This is a genomic window from Faecalibacter macacae (assembly GCF_003687725.1).
Taxonomy (GTDB): domain Bacteria; phylum Bacteroidota; class Bacteroidia; order Flavobacteriales; family Weeksellaceae; genus Empedobacter; species Empedobacter macacae.
The window spans coordinates 52930-71248 of the sequence record NZ_RDOJ01000006.1 but is presented as its reverse complement, the minus strand read 5'-3'; the positions used below and the strand labels follow the sequence as shown (position 1 = coordinate 71248).

Here is an 18319-nt window from a genome sequence, read left to right as displayed (position 1 = left end):
CATTTTGAAAGGTTTTAAGTGAGTATTACAACTCACATAAATATAGGCAAATTTAGTGAAACCCTTACAATAATCAAATCTAAAAAAAAGCAGGAACTAATCCTGCTTCAATTATCTTTTTAAAAATCTTTGTGTACTATTCAGCATATCCTGCTTGAAATGCTCATCAGTTAATTTCTTCGCAAACTCTATTTGAAATTTACGCATACTTAATGCAACCTCATCAAATATCTTTTTATACGCCAATTGTTTGGTATGCTCATCTGGATTATTAAGATATTTTGTTTCGTAGTCTGGATGAGTTACAACTTTATCTGTAAATGTAAAGAATAATTGTCGTTTATCTTCTGGGGTAGCATCCCAATTCGCAAACCATCTTTCGTTAAAATCACGAATAATTTCTTCTAGTCTAGCTTTATCATCATCAGCATGCGCACCTCGTGGTAGATTGCCAGTTGCATCTAATCTTGTTTCATCAGCATCTAATTCCAGCTTTTCATTTAATTTAACTCGTTCAATACCATAAGTCGCAAGATCAACAGATTCTAGCAATTCGTCCAGTATTTCGTCTTCCTTGCGCTTTACAATCATTTTAGGAATTAAAAATTTGGCAAACCAAAATAATTTTTCCCATTCCAATTTTTCGAACGGAATAATAGCTGCTACCTGCCCATACACCTTAACAAATTGCTTGGCTTTAATTTTTAAATCAGCTTTTTGATCATCGTTTAATTCTAATTCTTTATTAAAACGTTGAGCAGCAACATCAATTATTGGGCTTAGTGATTCTGCTGGTTCACCTTTAAAAAATCTGGTATTAAAATCTTCCACTTCGTACCATTCATAAACTCCAGAATCATCAAGTTCTTCTTTCAATTCGTGTAATACATTCACATCAGTTGCTTTAGACAACGATGTTGAGGTATAATACGGATCAAATGATCGTTTGATATCTTCCGAGTCATTAAAGAAATCCAACACAAATAAATCTTCTGTTTTCTTACCCAATTTTGGATTCGAACGGTTTAAACGAGATAAAGCTTGTACGCATAAAACTCCTTGTAGTTTCTTATCCACATACATCGCTGTTAATTTAGGTTGATCAAAACCTGTAAGGTATTTATTCGCAACAACTAATATCTTGTACTCATCTGTGTCAAATTTATCTTTCGTTTCCGTGTCAGGGAATCCATTCATTCCAGACTCAGTATGTTCAACACCATTAATCATTTTTGTTCCAGAAAATGCAACGACCACTTTGAATGGATTATTTTTTTCTTCTAAAATTTTCTTGATCTCTTTGTAATATCGAATAGCTGATTCAATGCTTTGTGTTACAACCATTGCTTTCGCTTTCCCTTTTAATAATTTTCGATCATAAATTTGCTGCACAAAATGATCAATCATGATACGGGCTTTTGCTTCTATCGTACGCTCATCACGTTCCACAAAAGCCTTTAATTTTTGTTGCGCTTTCTTTGTATTAAATTCAGGATCGTCTTCGATAGATTTCTGAAGTTGATAATAACTTCTGTATGTTGTATAATTCGATAAAACATCCAAGATAAAACCTTCTTCGATCGCTTGTTTCATCGAATACAAATGAAAAGGTTTAAATGAACCATCATCCTGTTTAACGCCGAATCGTTCTAAAGTCGCATTTTTAGGCGTTGCTGTAAAAGCAAAGTAGGACGCATTAGATCTCATTTTTCTAGCTTCCATTGCACGAATAATTAAATCTTGTCCATCTACTTCACCTTCTTCATTGGTTTCTAGTTTCCCCAGAACTTGGTTCATCTTATCCGCAGCGGTTCCACCTTGAGATGAATGAGCCTCATCGATAATTACAGCGAAACGTTTATCACTCATTTCATCTACACTGTCTATGATATGTGGAAATTTCTGGATGGTTGTGATAATTACCCTTTTTCCGCCCTCTAAAGCGAGTTTTAAATCATTAGATGAGTAAGCAGCTCCAATAATATTTTTGATATCTGAGAAGCTCTTAATATTATCTCTCAGCTGTTTATCTAATATACGTCTGTCGGTTACCACAATAACAGAATCAAACATTGGATTACCATCAGTATTTTCTAACTCAATTAGTTGGAATGCAGCCCATGTTATTGAATTACTCTTGCCAGATCCAGCTGAATGTTGGATAAGATAAGTTCCTCCTACACCATTTTCTTGAACATCATTAATCAGTTTAGCAACAACATCTAGTTGATGGTAACGCGGAAAAATATAAAACTTTTTATTCAATGGATCTTTGTCAGCACCTTCCAACAACATAAAGTGTTGAATAATTTTGGCAATATTTTCTTTTTGAAAAACTTCTTCCCACAAATAAGCTGACTTGTGACCATTTGGATTTACAGGATTTCCTTTCCCTAAATTGTTACCTTTATTGAAAGGTAAGAAAAACGTGTCTTTACCTTGTAATTTCGTCGTCATATACACTTCGTCTGTATCTACAGCGAAATGAACTAAGCAACGACCAAATTCTAATAATGGTTGTTTGAAATCTCTTGTAAGTTTGTATTGATGTATGCCTTGTACAGCAGCTGTTTGACCTGTCCAAGCATTTTTTAATTCGATGGTGCAAAAGGGTAAACCGTTGATAAAAATTACCATATCAATTTCTTCTCCCGCATTTACCGAAGAATATCTTAATTGACGTGTTACAGAAAACTGATTTTTCTTGAAGTTATCTTTGATCGATTGTGCACTACTTGCACTTGGAGCTTCGTAGAATAAAGTGAAGTGAGCATTGTCGACATCTAAACCTTTTTTAAGTAGATGCAACAATCCTTTTTTCTTGATCATTCGCTCGAAACGTTCCAAGATTTTTAGCTGCCAATCTGGAGAAACTTTTAATTTTTCTAATTCTAATTTCTGTGTATTTTCTAAAAAATCCCAGAAACGAGTTGTGTCAATTGCATATCGTTTATCAAAATCACTTGGTGAACCAATATAATATTTGTTTGCAGTAATATAGACTTGATTTTCCTCGTTAAATAAAGATAAAGTTTTTCCTTCGTTTTTTAAATCTTCCAAGGAAACACCAACAAGGGATTTTTCGATTGAAGATTCTAGTGCTTGTTCGTTATAGTGAGTTGACATTTTATTCTTTGTGTTAAGTTTAGTAAAGGTTAATTTGAATTAATATATGATTCGTTTTTAACCTTTTAATTATAGTCGTTTAGTTGGTATTGATTAACAAACCTTAACTTTCCCCGTTACTACATCGTTAATTAAGCTTTGTTTGTATTCTTTTAATTTGGTTATTTGTTCTTGTTTTTGGGCAATGGCTTCGTCTATTTTTCCTGTGACTTCATCCAAATAAGCAACAATTTGTTCTTGTTCATCTAATGGAGGATAAGGAACTAAAATTTGACCAAATTTTTCAAAGTATAAACGTAATCTCATTTCCATTATTCCTCTAGAATGTCTTTTTAATTCAGTTGATGTGGACTTCATTCTAAATAAATTATGGTAATATAGACCTATAATAGGAACTTTATTTCTTAATATATCATATGCTGGACTGGTAACGCCATTATAATTGGAAATACCTATTGCACCCATCCAAGCAAGTAGTTTATTAACAATTATATCTCCTTTTCTAACAATCCAATAACCGTCAGTAGTTGAAGCTTTATTACCTTTCTCTTCAAGTTCTTTTCTAGGTTTTACTCCGATGTCAGTATATACCGATAGTAATTCATAATCATTACCGATAGGTGCTGGCTCAATTATTAATTTAAATATTTCTTTAACTTTCTTCACCTCCCAATGCGCTGGAATTTCACCGATCCATGCTACACCTGAATATTTTGTTGGTGCATTGGCATCTAAACCTTTGGTAACAGCTTGATGAATTTTGGCTTGGCGCAGTTCTTTAAGCTTTTCTATTTGATGCTTTTTGGTTTGCACCAACGCATCAATTTTCGCTGTTTTTTCGTCTAAGAAATTCGCAATGGCTTCTTGTTCGTGGATTGGGGGTATAGAAATTATAGTGTCATTTATATATTCTTGTTTAATGTTAATTCTAGTAAATCCACGTCCACATAACTCATAATAATTTCTATAATTCTTACTACTTAGTAAATAATTTGTAAAAATTGAATTCAGTTTAGTTGATGAAATTCTAAAACCCTTACAAAAAGAATTTAAATACGAAGACTTATCTAATAAATAAACAGATGTTTTAGCAATATCATTTAAAGTCTCACTACTCATTAAAAAAAGTAAATCATTTTTTATTACTTTATTTTGAATTTCGTTTTGAGAAATTCTCACATATTGAAATCTTTCATCTTTAATTTGTGAATAATTACATATAGTTGTAAATGGAACAAACTCTTTTGCTCCTTCAAAAATTTCTTTATTAAAATCATCTCCTTTTTTACCACTTAAACCAGGGTATATAAATCCTAAATATTTAAATTTTTCTAGTTCCCAATGCGCCGGAATCTGTCCAATCCAGTCGATCCCGCTATCTTTGTACTGTACGTAGGTCATGGCTTAAAATTTTAGGATTTCAGCCAATAAACCATCACCTTGTTCTTCTAAGGCTAATAAATCGGCTGTAATGGCTTCAATTGAACGAAGTGGTGTGTGTTGGTAAAAATATTTGTTAAACGAAATTTCGTACCCAATTTTAACTGAATCTAGATTAATCCATGCTTCTTCTACGTGAGGAATTACTTCGCGTTGGAAATAAGTTAAGATTTCTTCGTTTAGCGAGATTTGTTCACTATCACGTAAGTCTGATTCGGTTTCATACGTAATAAATTCACCTGCTTTAGCCGTTGGGTAATAGCCAAAGAATGGTAATTCGTCGACTGTACATCCTAATTTATCAAGCAATTGGTTTAACTTGTCACCAGAAAGTTTTTCAACTTTTTTAATTACTTTTTCAGCTGTTGCATCGTAAGTAGAAATGGCGTTTAAGATCGCCTTTTTCTCAGCTGCTGAAAGGTTGAATTTATGTTTCTTAACAATTTCATCCACTAACGAACTAAAGGCGTTAAAATCCATAAAAATATCATCACCAACGTGATTCCATAAAGCTAGCGCAGCGTCGTAAATGGCTTTTGGTTTTTGCCAAGTCGCAGGATCCACTAACTTCGCAATCTGTTTTTTATTTAAACCCCAATCTTCTTTTTCGGCGCGTTTAGCAATTTCATCAATTTTCGATGATAAATCTACATACGCTAAATCACCGTAGGTATCGTAAATTAATTGCATTGGCGTAGCCAAAGCTTTATCGAAACGTAAAGTTTCTAAAGCTTCTTTCGTAAACTGAGAACGTAAACGTTTTGGACGCTCGATGTTTACTTTGTAATAACCGAAATCAGTATTTTTAAAACGTTTGATTTTTAATTCAGAACCTTCTTTCGTTTCCTCTAAGTTATCTAAATAAGCTTGAGCAATTTCTTGAATTTGTGCTGGCGTTAATTCGCAGTTTTTAGAACCTAAATTTTTACGTAATTTCTGAAATAAATTATTGGCATCTAACAATTGCACATAACCTTGTCGTTCTTTTGGTTTGTTATTGTTCAATAACCAGATATACGTCGTAATCCCCGTGTTATAAAACATATTGTTGGGTAATTGTACGATGGCATCTAATAAATCATTCTCAATAATGTAACGTCGAATGTTGGACTCACCCGAACCTGCATCACCAGTAAATAAAGACGAACCGTTGTGAACCGAAGCAATTTTACTTCCGATTTTATTGGCAGTTGGTGCTTTCATTTTATCCACCATTTCCATTAAAAACAGTAATTGTCCGTCTGAAGTTCTTGGTGTGGCATCCACTACTTCCCAATTTCCCCAATAATCTTTTAATTTGAATTGGAAACGAGTATCAATGACATCTTTTCCATCTTTGATGTATTTTACTTCCGAAGCCCACGATTTCCCGTATGGTGGATTAGATAACATAAAATCGAATTTCTCCCCTGAAAACTCATTCGTTGACAAAGTAGAACCGACACGAATATTTTCTGGATTCTTCCCTTTAATCATCATATCCGATTTACATATCGCATAGGTTTCATCATTGATTTCTTTTCCGTACAGATAAATATCACCAGCATAACTGATTCCACTATCTTCGATTAAGAAATTCTCTGACTCCGACAACATTCCTCCAGAACCACAACATGGGTCATAAATCGTAATAACAGGAGGTAATTTATCTTTGATTGGTTCGAAAACCATTGACGTCATCAACTGAATAACTTCACGTGGCGTAAAGTGTTCCCCTGCTTCTTCGTTATTTTCTTCATTGAATTTACGAATCAATTCTTCGAAAACATACCCCATACCAAGATTAGATAACGCTGGTAGTGGACGACCTTCGGGATCGTTAATTTCAAATGGAGTTAAATTGATATACGGTGAAGTAAACTTCTCTAAAACATCTAATAAAACATCTTTAGAAGCCATATGGCGCACCTGAGCAACTAAATTGAATTTCTCGATGATTTCCTTCACATTCGACGAGAATCCGTTTAAATATTCTTCAAAATTAGCGATAAGTTTTTGTTGAGAATTAGTAGCTGTACCTTTTAGCTTCTCCATTGTCCACGATGAGGTGTTGTAGAATACATAACCCGATGCATCTCTTAACCCTTGTGGATCTAATTCTACTTGTCCTAACTCTTCTCTTTGGAATTTAACTTCTTCAAGAACTTTATCTTTTGTTGGTTCTAAAAGCGAGTCGATACGACGTAAAACTACGAATGGCAATATAACATCTCTGTATTTTCCTCGTACATAAACGTCGCGCAAACAATCATCTGCTATTGACCAAATAAAGCTAACTAATTTATTATGTGAATGGTGTGTCATTTTATATGCTATGGATCTTATTGTTCGAAAATACGAAAATAACAATCGGATATAAAGTGAAGCGAAGAAATTTATTGGATGTAGTTATTCTGTCACAATAATAGTACTATTTTTGTCAATATAATATAAGATAAAATAAGTTGAAATCCTATTTTTTTTGATTAGAGAAATCACTATAACTTCATAAACGTTTTAAAAAAAGATAGTCTATGAATAACATATGGCTAAAAAAGTTTTTCAGAAAAAAAATAAGCTAGAAGAAATTCTGTACGGTGCAGATAATTGTCAAAAGCTAAGATGGTCACCATCAACTTTAAAACGTAGAGTAAAGAGCGGATTACCTCATTATTTAGAAGATAAAGACAATCCATTTTCTACAAAATATTTTATAGAGGAAGAAGTTGTTAATTGGTTACTAAGACACAAAAGTGGGTATAAAAACCCCTCTTTTTTATTTATATGTAAATAATACTGAATCTAGATCTTTACTTGCCTCATAAAACTGAATCGCTCTATCTATATCACTTCGTTTATCTTAAAGGAAGATTGCAGTTCCATCATTCATTCCTTGATGCGTCATCATTTTAACTTTATTCCTATCCATTCTAAGATTAAGTGCATTTGTTATAAAGCTAGCTCTACAAACATGGCTACTTGCAATTTCATTTAATTTTTTGGTTACTTTCACCTCACCTACTCCGAATATAGTTTTGGTTAAATTAACCTCATCTTCAATTCCAATTTCTATTAGTAACCTCCGAATCTGCCTAGTTATTGTAGTTACACTATTATAAGAAGGGAACCTTCCCAAACGATCATAAACCTCCATTGCTGGCTTCATAATAGGTGATAGCAACTTGATTCCAGTTTTATCAGCCTGATACATGACAACATAAAACTTATCCACTTCTGGTGTTATAATTTCAATTGGATGTTCATCATATATTAAAGCTACAGATTGATGACGCATTCCTGTTGTTGATGCGATCATAATAAAATCCTTTGCATGCTGGGTCATTTCAGATTCAGGTTGATGATTATAAATCTGAAGAAGTAGTTCTTCATTAAAATAATAACCTCTTGATCCCTTACCAACTCCAACAACCAACCTGTCATCATCTAAAACAATGTTGAATGTATATTATAACCACGAATACGTGCTTGTTTCAAAATATATCTAAGTTTAGTTGATATCGTATTCATGGTGTCTTGAGAATATCCTAGTTTATTAGTTAATCTACTCTTACTCTTAATGTGATTAAATTGCAATTTTATTAATCACATCTAAAAACTCCATATACATTTCATAGCTAAACTCATCAACATAAATTTGTCTTTTAAGATATTCCTGATAGTTCTTAATGTGAGTTCCTTGCTCCCTATATTTATTTAATGAATTCTCCTTAATTGGATTCTGTCCTTTGAGAGTCATTTGGGTTCTTTCATTGCAATACTTCTCAATAAAATCGACTAATAATATCCTATTATCATCTTCTTCGAATTTCCTTCCAAGATTAATTAATAATTGTTCTTTAAAATCATCTTTAAAGGGTTTAATTCCATTCGCTATGAAGAAAGCTTCAGTTTTAGAAGTCGCCGCCTCAAAATCCTCCAACATCTGTTTAAAGATTATAACACCGTGCTTCTTAGACTTATTAATTTTATCTCTATTAAACTTAAAATTATTACCAGCATCACCGAATTCTATTGGATTGATTGATTTACCTACTGAGATTTTAAGTCTGTCACTTGGATTTCTAAAGTATCCCGTAAGATATGCGTCTACAGATTGTAGGTTTATTAGTTTCCTTTCTTTTTAAATGAAAATTAATCATGCTATAACTTTGGTATTAGAATTAACTGCAACTAAAATACCCCTATTCCTCGGGGGGAGAAATAGGGGGAGATTTATTGAACCAAAGTGAATATTATTGAATCTTATTAAAACATATTGAAGTACACATAAGATTAACACTCAAATAGTTAATTATTTAATTGATTAATTATTAATGATTTACTTCTTCCACTTCAAAGCCCCAATCAATTCCTTTCATTGTAGCAGGAACTCCAGTAGTCATCCATTTCGGAGCAGGAGCACCTTTTAAATAATGATCAAAAAATTGTTGTTGACGTCTTTGAATATCATTTCTATTGGCACGATTCATTAAGTTATGTTCATCGTTGTTGTAATTTAACAACCATGCTGGTTTTCCTAAACGACGTAGTGCCATAAACATTTCAATACCTTGGTACCACGGCACAGCTCCGTCATTATCATTGTGCATAATTGCAACTGGTGTATTTACATTTGGCGTATAAAATAAAGGCGAATTTTCGATGTATAAATCCTGAGCTTCCCAAAGATTTTTACCAATTCTACTTTGTGTACGTTCGTATTGGAATTGACGAGACATACCTGTTTGCCAACGAATTCCACCATAAGCAGAAGTCATATTCCAAACTGGTGCACCAGACCAAGCCGCTGCATACATATTTGTACGCGTAATTAAATGTGCTACTTGATATCCACCCCAACTTTGACCTTGAATTCCGATTTTATCTCCAGCAACCCATTTATTTTTCTTTAAAGCTTCAACACCTGAATTGATATAATCTTCTGCAGATTTACCTGGATGCCCATCTTCATAAGAAATGTCTGGTGTAAATACAATATATCCGTTACTTACAAAGTATGAATGATTTAAACGAGAACGTGTTGGAGCTGGTTCTTGGTAACGATTTAATCCATCAGAAACTTTTTCGTAGAAATACACAATCATTGGATATTGTTTATTCTCATCAAAGTTTTCTGGTTTATATAAAACACCGGTTGCCTTTTTACCAGAATATGTTTTCCATTCAACTAATTCAGATGTTTCCCAAATGTAATCTGCTTGTTGTGGATTGATATCAGTTACTTTCGTTTCATTAACGAAATCTTTCGAAACATAAATATCCGCAGGATCTTTCACCGTTTCTTTCAAATAAATAAATATATCAGCATCTTTCGCTTTCTTCATGTTCTGAGCAGCGTACATGTCTGACATTTTAACTAATTCAGGATTTTTAGCTTTTTCGATGTTTCCTTTGTAAACGCCTGAAGCTTTAGTTTTATTATTGAATGCAGTTAAATATACATCTTTATTACGATCTAACGTTTCTATATCATCGTGTAATTTTTTAATATCAAACGTGATATCATTCTTACGACCAAAATTATTTGTAACATTATTTGGTTTCTTTTTTCCTGTTAAATCAAATTCCCAAATATCATATCTATCCTTGATTAAAACTGTTTCATCATTATTCGTAAAGTAAACAATACCGTATTCACGCGCTTCTGTAGGCATATCATTTTCCTCGTCTTCAAAAGAAACTTTTAATTTTTTATTTAAAATAACTGTCTGTTTTGTTGCTGGATTAAATGAATGCCATAAATGATTTTCTCTGTTGTAATACACGATATATTTACCAGTTGGCGATGCTGTTAAACGACCTACTAAACCATTTACAATTGGTAAACGACGACCAGTATTAACATCTACTAAATAATAATCTTTACGACCAGAAATATCCCATTGCGAAGAAACACGGTACATATTATCTGAAGATCCAATTGCATAATCAGCGTTTCCGTTTGCAACTAATTCAACTTGATTCATCGATGCATCAGCTAACTGAACCATCTTTGAAGGATTTGTTGGATCAATTGAAACTAAGTATGAACGTTTTTTCTCGCGATCAACATTCTTTAATTGCATTGGTTGAATATGATCTTCATTCCAGTGCCAAATATCAACTTTTGCGTAATCATCAGCAATTAACGTCGTGTCTTTCTCTACTGGTTTTGGTGCAACTCCTAAAAACAATTTTTTACCATCTTTACTAAAACTTGGTTTTCTATGTTCAGAAACTACCCAATCCGTTGGTAAATTTTCAATCTTAGCAGAATCAATTTTCCCAGTTAACGGTAATTTAGCATAATAATATTGATAGGTTTTTGTCTTAACTTTCTCACCTTCTTTCGTTCCAAAGAATGAAACTTGTGAAGCATTTTCATCAAAAGCAAATTGTTTATATTCACCTTTTCCTTCTACAACTAATTGTTTAGAGAAATTAGCAGTATTTACTAAGTATACTCCGTATTGAGTTTTATCTGTAGAATCTTTCTTTTCTGGTTTAGTAGAAAAAATTAATTTTTTACCATTTTCACTGAAATCATAATCCACAACATTTTTAAAAGTTTCCTTTTTACCTGTTGCTAAATTTCTAAGAATTAAATCTAACGGTTGATCTTTTTTCGCATCCTTTTTAGGCGCTTCTTTTTTATCTTTTACTTTAGTTGAATCTTTTTTTGGTTCTTCTTTATGTGTTAAATACGCAACAAATGACCCTCCTTTTTCTGGAACTTTAAAAGATTTTAAATTCGGTAATTTCTCTACTTTTTGAGTTGATAAATTGATAATTCCAATCGAATCTTTAGCTATTTCGTGTTCTTTCTTCTTTTTAATTCGAACCTCTTTTAAATCTTTGTAAAAAGGTTTGATATTAAAAATAGCAAAATTAGAATCTGAAGTGAATTTTACTTGATCTCCACGATGAAATTCAAAATTCTTTTGTGTTGGAATTCCAAAAATTCCTAATGTATTATCACTTTCCTGAGTTTTAACTTGGTATGCAACCCAGTTTCCATTATTTGATAAAATTGAATATCCAATAGATTGCCATTCGTCATAAACTGTATGATCTAATGGTTTCTTTTGTGCATCTACTTGTGTAGACAATAAAGTAACAGCTGTTAACGCAATTGCTTTTCTGCGTATAAATTCTTGAGAATAAGAAACTACTGTACTTTTCTTGGCAAGTAAGTTTTGTATCATGTGTTGTGTTTTTCAGTATTAGACTAAAATAATTACAAATAGTTTAATTAAGCCCATAAAAATGTAGACTTTTAGCCGAATTAGTAAGTATTTTTGATAAAATATTAGTTTATGAAAAAGTATTTGATCGCTTTCTTATCTTTTGGTCATTTAAGTGGATTTGGACAATCATTAGAAATTGTTCCTTTGGGTGTTTATGGTGGATCGGACGAAAGCAATCTTTCCTCTTATTTAGTTGCTGAAACAAATAGCAATCAATACATAACAATGGATGGCGGAACGATTTATTCTGGTATTAAAAAAGCCATTGAAAAAGAAACTTTTACAACAGATATTTCTACAGTTTTAAAAGAATATATTAAAGGTTATTTTATTTCTCACGGACATTTAGATCATTTAGGTGGAATGATTATTAATTCGCCAGAGGATAGTAAAAAACCTATTTATGGTACAGCTGAAATGATTGACGTTTTAAAAAATAATTATTTTACTAATGCAGCTTGGGCTAATTTTGGTAGTGAAGGAGAAGCACCAATCATCAATAAATATCACTATAAAAAACATCAACATTTAGATACTTTTTTAATTGATGGAACAAATTTGGAAGCTAAAATATACGAGTTAAGCCATGTAAATCCGTGGAAAAGTGCAGCGCTAAAAGTTGCTACAAAAACTCAATCTTTAATCTATTTTGGAGATACAGGAGCAGATAGAATTGAAAAAACAAATCATTTAGAAAACGTTTGGAAAGATATTGCTCCAGAAATTAAAGCTGGAAAATTAAAAACCATTATGCTCGAAGTTTCTTTTCCAAACAATCAACCAGATCATTTATTATTTGGGCATTTAACACCAAATTTATTTATAGAAGAAATGCAAGTTTTAGCAAAATATGTAGGGAAGAAACAGATGAAGAATTTAAATATTGTTGTAACTCATATCAAACCAAAAGGTGATAATGTTTCTATTATCAAAAAAGAATTAGATAAATTGAACAATTTAGGTCTAAATTTCATCTACCCACAACAAGGAGAAAGAATCATTATAAAATAATTAAATTATTGTTTTATTAATTTAAGTCATGATAATTTACACACTATTTATTTTAATCCGTCAATTTTTACAATTTCGTTAAAATAATCATTGTTTAATTTCAATAATAGGTAGTTGCTTTTATATATTTGGGTCAAACCACTTTAAAAATGACACCACAAATTGGAGAAGTCTTCCTTATGGAAGGTGAACAATATTTTATAGATCAACAGCCATTACACCAATACTTTATTACATTTAATAATCCACCCTATTTTACGCCACCATCCCCAACTTGTTGGAGAGGATATTACGGAAAATGGGAAATTAAAGACAACGAATTGTATTTAATTAACTTTAGAGGTTACTTAGATGGATTTGATGAAGTGGATATGAACTTTTTATTTCCATTACAGGAAGAGGTTTTTGCCAAATGGTTTTCTGGAACAATAAAAGTTCCGCAAGGAAAAATATTAAAATGGAATGAAACGTTAAATGGTTCGCTGTACGAAGAATATTTACATTTAACCTTTAAAAATGGAGTTTTAACCCAATACGAATACAAAGAGACACAAGAAAATCTTAAATCGCAAGAAGAAATTTCCCATTAATTACAAACAACTTATTGCACACTTTTTGGCGATATTTGAGCAAGCAACTGAAGATTCTTAAATTAGTTTTGTGAAAAATATCGCCGAATTTTTGTTCAAACATTTTAAATCCTATCGAAAGATTTCATTGCATATTTTCTTACGATAATCAAATAAATCTTCAAGATTATTTAAAACTAAAGGTTGATGAAATAAATCGCCAAATCTCCCAAAAGGCAGTTCATATTCAACCTCATCAATCATTTTCACTCCATTATCAATTTCGATAAATGTATGCGTATGTTTCCATAATCTAAATGGTCCTTTTTTCTGAATATCAATAAATTGGTGTTTATCTTCTAATTTTATAATTTCAGTCTCCCAAAAAACTGGAATATGAAATAATGGCGAAACGAAATAAGCAATTTTCATTCCTTCAAAAAGTTCCGTTACTTTTAAATCAGAAATAACTTTCATATTCATTTCTTTCGGCGTTAATTCTTTCAAATTCTTCGCATCAGAAAAGAAGTTCCAAACCTCATCAATCGATGCATTAATATGTTGTTCGTAATATAATTTATGTTTCATACGTCAAAATTAAGCATAAAAAACGCCTAAGTTCCCTTAGACGTTTGAAATTATAATTCGAGCTTGAATTAACAAGTTTCGATCACACTTTTTACAATGCTAATAACGTTTGGCATTGCTTTGTTTGCTGCATCTAATACTTCTTCGTGAGAAACTGGGAAAGCAATTTCTGGACCACCTAAGTCAGTAATTACAGAAACACAGAAAACACGCATGCTCATGTGTTTAGCAACAATAACTTCTGGTACAGTAGACATACCTACAGCATCACCACCAATGAAACGAACTAATCCATATTCTGATGGAGTTTCGAAAGTTGGCCCTTGTAAACCTACGTAAACACCTGTATGAACTAAGATATCGTTTTTAGCTGCGAAGTCTACCGCTGCATCTAACATTTCTTTGTCATACGCTTTTGACATATCTACGAAACGAGGTCCTAACTCGTCGATATTTTTACCACGTAATGGGTGCTCTGGCATCATGTTGATGTGATCTTTTAAAATCATAACATCACCCACTTTGAAGCTTGGATTAACACCTCCCGAAGCATTTGATAAGATTACTTTTTCGATTCCTAATCCTTTGAAAACTCGCATTGGGAAAGTAACTTCCTGCATAGAGTATCCTTCGTAGTAGTGGAAACGACCAGCCATCATTAATACATTTTTACCTAAAATTTTTCCAAATACTAAATGACCTTTGTGTCCTTCTACAGTAACTTGTGGAAATCCAGGAATATCTTGGTAGTTGATTACAATCGGATCCTCTACTTCATCTTCTAATTTTCCTAATCCAGATCCTAATACAATTACGAATTCTGGCGTAGTAGGAATAATATTATTGATGTATTTTACAGCTTCATTAATGCGTTCTAACATACTCTAAAATAGTTTGATTAAATTTCTCTTTATCGTTTAACTCGATTCGAATCGGCAAATAGTACATATTATCTTTTAACGAACCTTCTTCTAGCAACCTCATATAATCTTTCTCGGTTGTTAAAATAATTTTATCACCTTCAGTTTCATCAAATCGTTTGCGAATATAGTCAATTTCTACGTCTTTGAAATTATGATGATCTGGATACATTAAATGCAATACATTTTTAAAGTTTGCTTCAGCAAAATTCACTAAACTTGTCGGATTTGCAATTCCGGTAACTAAAATCACATTTTTGTTAATCCATTCAGTTTGTTGAAGATTGTGCGTAGCACCAATCAATTGATTATCATAAATAATACGAGAGAAAAATAATTGTTGATTCTCTTTCAACTTAATTTTATCTTGAAATACCTGAAATCTTTCGTTTGGAATAGAATCTGGACATTTTGTTACGATGATAATGTCTGCACGTTTAGCACCTGCTCTACTTTCTCTTAAATCACCACCTGGCAATAAAAAATCCTCGAAAAATGGTTGATTGTAATCTGTTAAAAGAATATTGAAACCTGCCTTAATTTGTCTATGCTGAAAAGCATCATCCAAAATTATAAGTTCTGGATAATAGTGTTTTAATAAATTCTGAACACCTAATACTCTGCTTTCGCAAACTGAAATCAAGATTTTATTCTTAAATCTTCTAAAAAATTGCATTGGTTCATCACCAATATCAAAAACTTTAGAATCATAATTTGCGATACGAAAACCCGAAGTTTTGCGGCCATAACCTCTACTTAAAGTACAAGTCATTTTTTCGTCTTTTAAAAGATCGATCAGATACATTACATGAGGCGATTTTCCGGTACCACCAACTGATAAATTCCCTACATTAATGATAGGTAAATCAAAAGATGTTGTACGCATCAATCCCAAATCGTAAAAAACATTACGTATAGTTGTTATTCCCCAGTAAATTCCAGAAAAAGGTAGTAAAAGTCTACGCCAATTCATAATAATTTTAATATTTAGCGAAAATAAAACTTTAATATTTTATTAGGAAAAAGAATTTATTAAATTTTTAATATAAAAAAATCCACCCCTCAGGATGGATTATATATTTAAAGAAATATCTTTTTTAATTCTGTTGCGTAAATAGTTTTATCCTCTACTTCCCAACCGTATATTTTAGCAATTTGATAGATATCAGATAAATTTTGAATCAATTGTTGATGCGCTTCTGTTTTTAGTTTATTACGATCAATTTTCTCCTCCATTTTCGCGATTCCTCGTTTTTTAATTTCGTTTAATTCACTTTTCTCAAACTTATTAAAGACACTTTGATCCATATCGTAAAAATCAACATCTGGGAAAACCTTCAAATCGACTTCTGGAATTGATTTGATTAGAATTTTTTTATTGACTGAGTCCAATTCTACTTCCATTTTAGATAAGTCATAACTCGCCTGTACTTTACCATTAACAAGCATCGTTACTTTTTTATCGGCAGAATATATACTTCCTAAACCTGGTAAAGATTTCTTTGATGTGTGTGTATAAATCTCTGATAAAGATTGTTCTGCAACAACCATTTTATTCATTTTATTGATTTGATACGCTATCACTCTTGAATCTTCTGAATATGTTTTTTTCTCACAAGATTTTACACCCCAAATCGTAAGAATTGATCCAAGTATAAAAGCAATTATTGATATTAATCCTGTTTTTTTCAATCTTCAGCGTAATTTGGTGTTAAAGGATTTCCATTAACAATCTTTTCAAAATCTTCTTCTAAGTAACCAGAAACTGGACTTTCTACTATTCGACCTATTTCTTTTCCTTTTTTATAAACGATAATTGTAGGAACATGTGTGATATCTTTTCCTATCTCTTCTCCGTAGAAACTTTTCTTTTGACGATTAACACCATATACATTTAACCTACTTTCAATAGGAAATTTTAAGTTTTCTAAAATTTTGTAAAAACGAGGTAATTCTCTCTGAGAATCGCTACACCAAGTTCCAACAAAAACTTCAATTTTTAAAGATTTAAAATCTGATTTTTTTAAATTGACTAATTTTGAGTTTTCAACTTCATAAGCATCATACTCTTCATTATACCAATTTATATAATGTTTTTGTTGTAATGCATTTCTATCAAATTCTCCGATCAAAAATCGCTCACCAGTTTCAGATTTTATTTCTCTATTTAATACTTTATGTTGAGTTTGACAAGCCGAAAAAGTAAAAACTAAAATGGTTAATAAGGTTAGTTGATATATTTTTTTCATTGCGTTTTTTCTTGATTTAAATATAGTATTTTTATTGAATAATACGTCCATTCACTAATTTATATTCTCCAACTTGAAATGTTGCTTTTTGATTTAGTTGCGGAAATTGATTGGTTAAACCTATATATTCAGCTTCTTTTACATCTATATCTATATGTCCAAAGAATTTTCTTAAATCTCCCAATTCAATAATAGAACCTTTCTCTACCACTTCATTCAATAAAGGATCATACACATCATCATAGTAAATTCCTAAATCTAAAACAGAAACTTTATCACCATTTACCACTTTTACATTACGTAAAACTATATCTAAGAATTTTTGACCATTTTGTGGAATTAATTCATATTGATCAAAATCAAATTCTGTTTGAGTTGCAATTGCATTTAAACCTGCTAAAATAGCCAAAGCATTGTATTTACGTGTTTCGTTTCTTTGGTAATCATTTGGATAATGACCCGCCTCAAATAATACACATGGATACCCCATCTTTGTAAAATTGTCTCCTGTTGACATCGGATAAAATTCTGATGTATAACGACCTATTTTACCCGGAATCACTTTTTGTAATTCAATATTCATAGCTTGGATAATTCCCATTGTTTGCTGTCGAACTTCGTTCACATCTTCTTCTAAATTATAGGAAGGTGCCAAAAATGATAATGTAGCAGGTTCTTTCGTTTGACCTACATTGAAAATTGTACGTTGATCGTGTAAATTAAATAATATTTGATAATTATTTGATTCTATTTGACTTAACAACACATGTATTTCTGTCGATTGTTGAGCTAAAAAATCTCGATTGATATCAATACCAACAGCATTACGACGAATATTTACATTTGCTCCATCTGGATTTAACATCGGAATAAAATCAAATGTTATATTATCTAAAATCGTTTTTGCAACTGAATGATTTGTTTCTAAAAAATTTAAAACATCAAACATTGCACGTGTACCCGAAGATTCGTTTCCATGCATCTGTGACCAAATCAATACACGTTTTGGTCCATTACCGAATGAAAATTTATAAATAGAGTTCCCTAAAAATGATTTACCAATTTCTACTTTATCAAAATTTACTTTATCAAAATATTGATTTAAAGCAGCATAGTTTAACCATTTATTATCAAAACCTTCTTGTCTAAAAGAAGGATATAGTTCTTTAAGTTGTTTAATATCAAACATA

The 18319-nt window shown here is 31.6% G+C and carries 15 protein-coding genes; 3 read left to right on the top strand and 12 right to left on the bottom strand.

Translation table 11 applies throughout. From position 1 onward, the window contains the following. Positions 1–111 precede the first annotated feature (111 nt). The 3 genes from EAH69_RS06045 to EAH69_RS06035 form a co-directional block, all read right to left on the bottom strand. Positions 112–3126 (bottom strand): type I restriction endonuclease subunit R, encoded by a 3015-nt coding sequence (locus tag EAH69_RS06045; protein WP_121934288.1) that lies wholly within the window; start codon positions 3124–3126, stop codon positions 112–114. 93 nt (positions 3127–3219) lie between these two features. Beyond that, complete coding sequence (locus tag EAH69_RS13925) at positions 3220–4527, bottom strand: restriction endonuclease subunit S (protein ID WP_230466724.1); 1308 nt, start codon at positions 4525–4527, stop codon at positions 3220–3222. 3 nt (positions 4528–4530) lie between these two features. Beyond that, positions 4531–6870, bottom strand: a complete 2340-nt coding sequence (locus tag EAH69_RS06035; RefSeq protein WP_121934287.1) for a type I restriction-modification system subunit M — start codon at positions 6868–6870, stop codon at positions 4531–4533. A 220-nt stretch (positions 6871–7090) separates the two neighbouring features. Here EAH69_RS06035 and EAH69_RS06030 point away from each other — a divergent pair, with 220 nt between their 5' ends. Beyond that, positions 7091–7339, top strand: coding sequence for a hypothetical protein (locus EAH69_RS06030; protein WP_121934286.1), 249 nt, complete (start codon positions 7091–7093; stop codon positions 7337–7339). A gap of 66 nt (positions 7340–7405) precedes the next feature. Here the strand turns inward: EAH69_RS06030 and EAH69_RS06025 are convergent, their stop codons facing one another. From EAH69_RS06025 to EAH69_RS06015, 3 genes are all read right to left on the bottom strand, one after another. Continuing rightward, positions 7406–7888: a site-specific integrase gene (locus tag EAH69_RS06025; protein ID WP_147439098.1), complete on the bottom strand. Its 483-nt coding sequence runs from the start codon at positions 7886–7888 to the stop codon at positions 7406–7408. A 240-nt stretch (positions 7889–8128) separates the two neighbouring features. Next, on the bottom strand, positions 8129–8488 hold the full coding sequence (locus EAH69_RS06020) for a hypothetical protein (RefSeq protein ID WP_121934284.1): 360 nt from the start codon (positions 8486–8488) through the stop codon (positions 8129–8131). A gap of 388 nt (positions 8489–8876) precedes the next feature. Further along, the gene (locus EAH69_RS06015; RefSeq protein WP_121934283.1) at positions 8877–11750 is read right to left on the bottom strand and encodes an alpha/beta hydrolase family protein; all 2874 of its coding nucleotides are present in this window, start codon (positions 11748–11750) and stop codon (positions 8877–8879) included. 111 nt (positions 11751–11861) lie between these two features. Between EAH69_RS06015 and EAH69_RS06010 the strand changes: the two genes are divergently transcribed. Together EAH69_RS06010 and EAH69_RS06005 are read left to right on the top strand one after the other, a co-directional pair. Then, a complete protein-coding gene (locus tag EAH69_RS06010; protein WP_121934282.1) occupies positions 11862–12803 on the top strand; it encodes an MBL fold metallo-hydrolase in 942 nt (313 codons plus the stop codon). Between the two features lie 149 nt (positions 12804–12952). After that, positions 12953–13393, top strand: a complete 441-nt coding sequence (locus EAH69_RS06005) for a hypothetical protein (RefSeq protein WP_121934281.1) — start codon at positions 12953–12955, stop codon at positions 13391–13393. A gap of 111 nt (positions 13394–13504) precedes the next feature. On the opposite strand, the gene EAH69_RS06000 is transcribed toward EAH69_RS06005, so the two are convergent. From EAH69_RS06000 to EAH69_RS05975, 6 genes are all read right to left on the bottom strand, one after another. Then, complete coding sequence (locus tag EAH69_RS06000) at positions 13505–13960, bottom strand: SRPBCC family protein (RefSeq protein ID WP_121934280.1); 456 nt, start codon at positions 13958–13960, stop codon at positions 13505–13507. A 68-nt stretch (positions 13961–14028) separates the two neighbouring features. Further along, positions 14029–14841 carry a purine-nucleoside phosphorylase gene (locus EAH69_RS05995; protein ID WP_121934279.1) on the bottom strand — a complete coding sequence of 271 codons (813 nt, stop codon included), beginning with the start codon at positions 14839–14841 and terminating at the stop codon, positions 14029–14031. Further along, positions 14825–15853 (bottom strand): tetraacyldisaccharide 4'-kinase, encoded by a 1029-nt coding sequence (lpxK, locus tag EAH69_RS05990; RefSeq protein ID WP_121934278.1) that lies wholly within the window; start codon positions 15851–15853, stop codon positions 14825–14827. Before lpxK ends, EAH69_RS05995 begins: the two co-directional genes overlap by 17 nt. Before the next feature lie 107 nt (positions 15854–15960). Further along, positions 15961–16572: a DUF4230 domain-containing protein gene (locus EAH69_RS05985; RefSeq protein ID WP_121934277.1), complete on the bottom strand. Its 612-nt coding sequence runs from the start codon at positions 16570–16572 to the stop codon at positions 15961–15963. Continuing rightward, positions 16569–17129 carry a TlpA family protein disulfide reductase gene (locus EAH69_RS05980; RefSeq protein WP_147439097.1) on the bottom strand — a complete coding sequence of 187 codons (561 nt, stop codon included), beginning with the start codon at positions 17127–17129 and terminating at the stop codon, positions 16569–16571. The genes EAH69_RS05985 and EAH69_RS05980 overlap by 4 nt, the downstream gene beginning before the upstream one ends. Positions 17130–17160: 31 nt before the next feature. Then, entirely contained in the window at positions 17161–18318 is a 1158-nt protein-coding gene (locus EAH69_RS05975) for a M14 family zinc carboxypeptidase (RefSeq protein WP_121934275.1), read from the bottom strand. Position 18319: the final 1 nt, after the last annotated feature.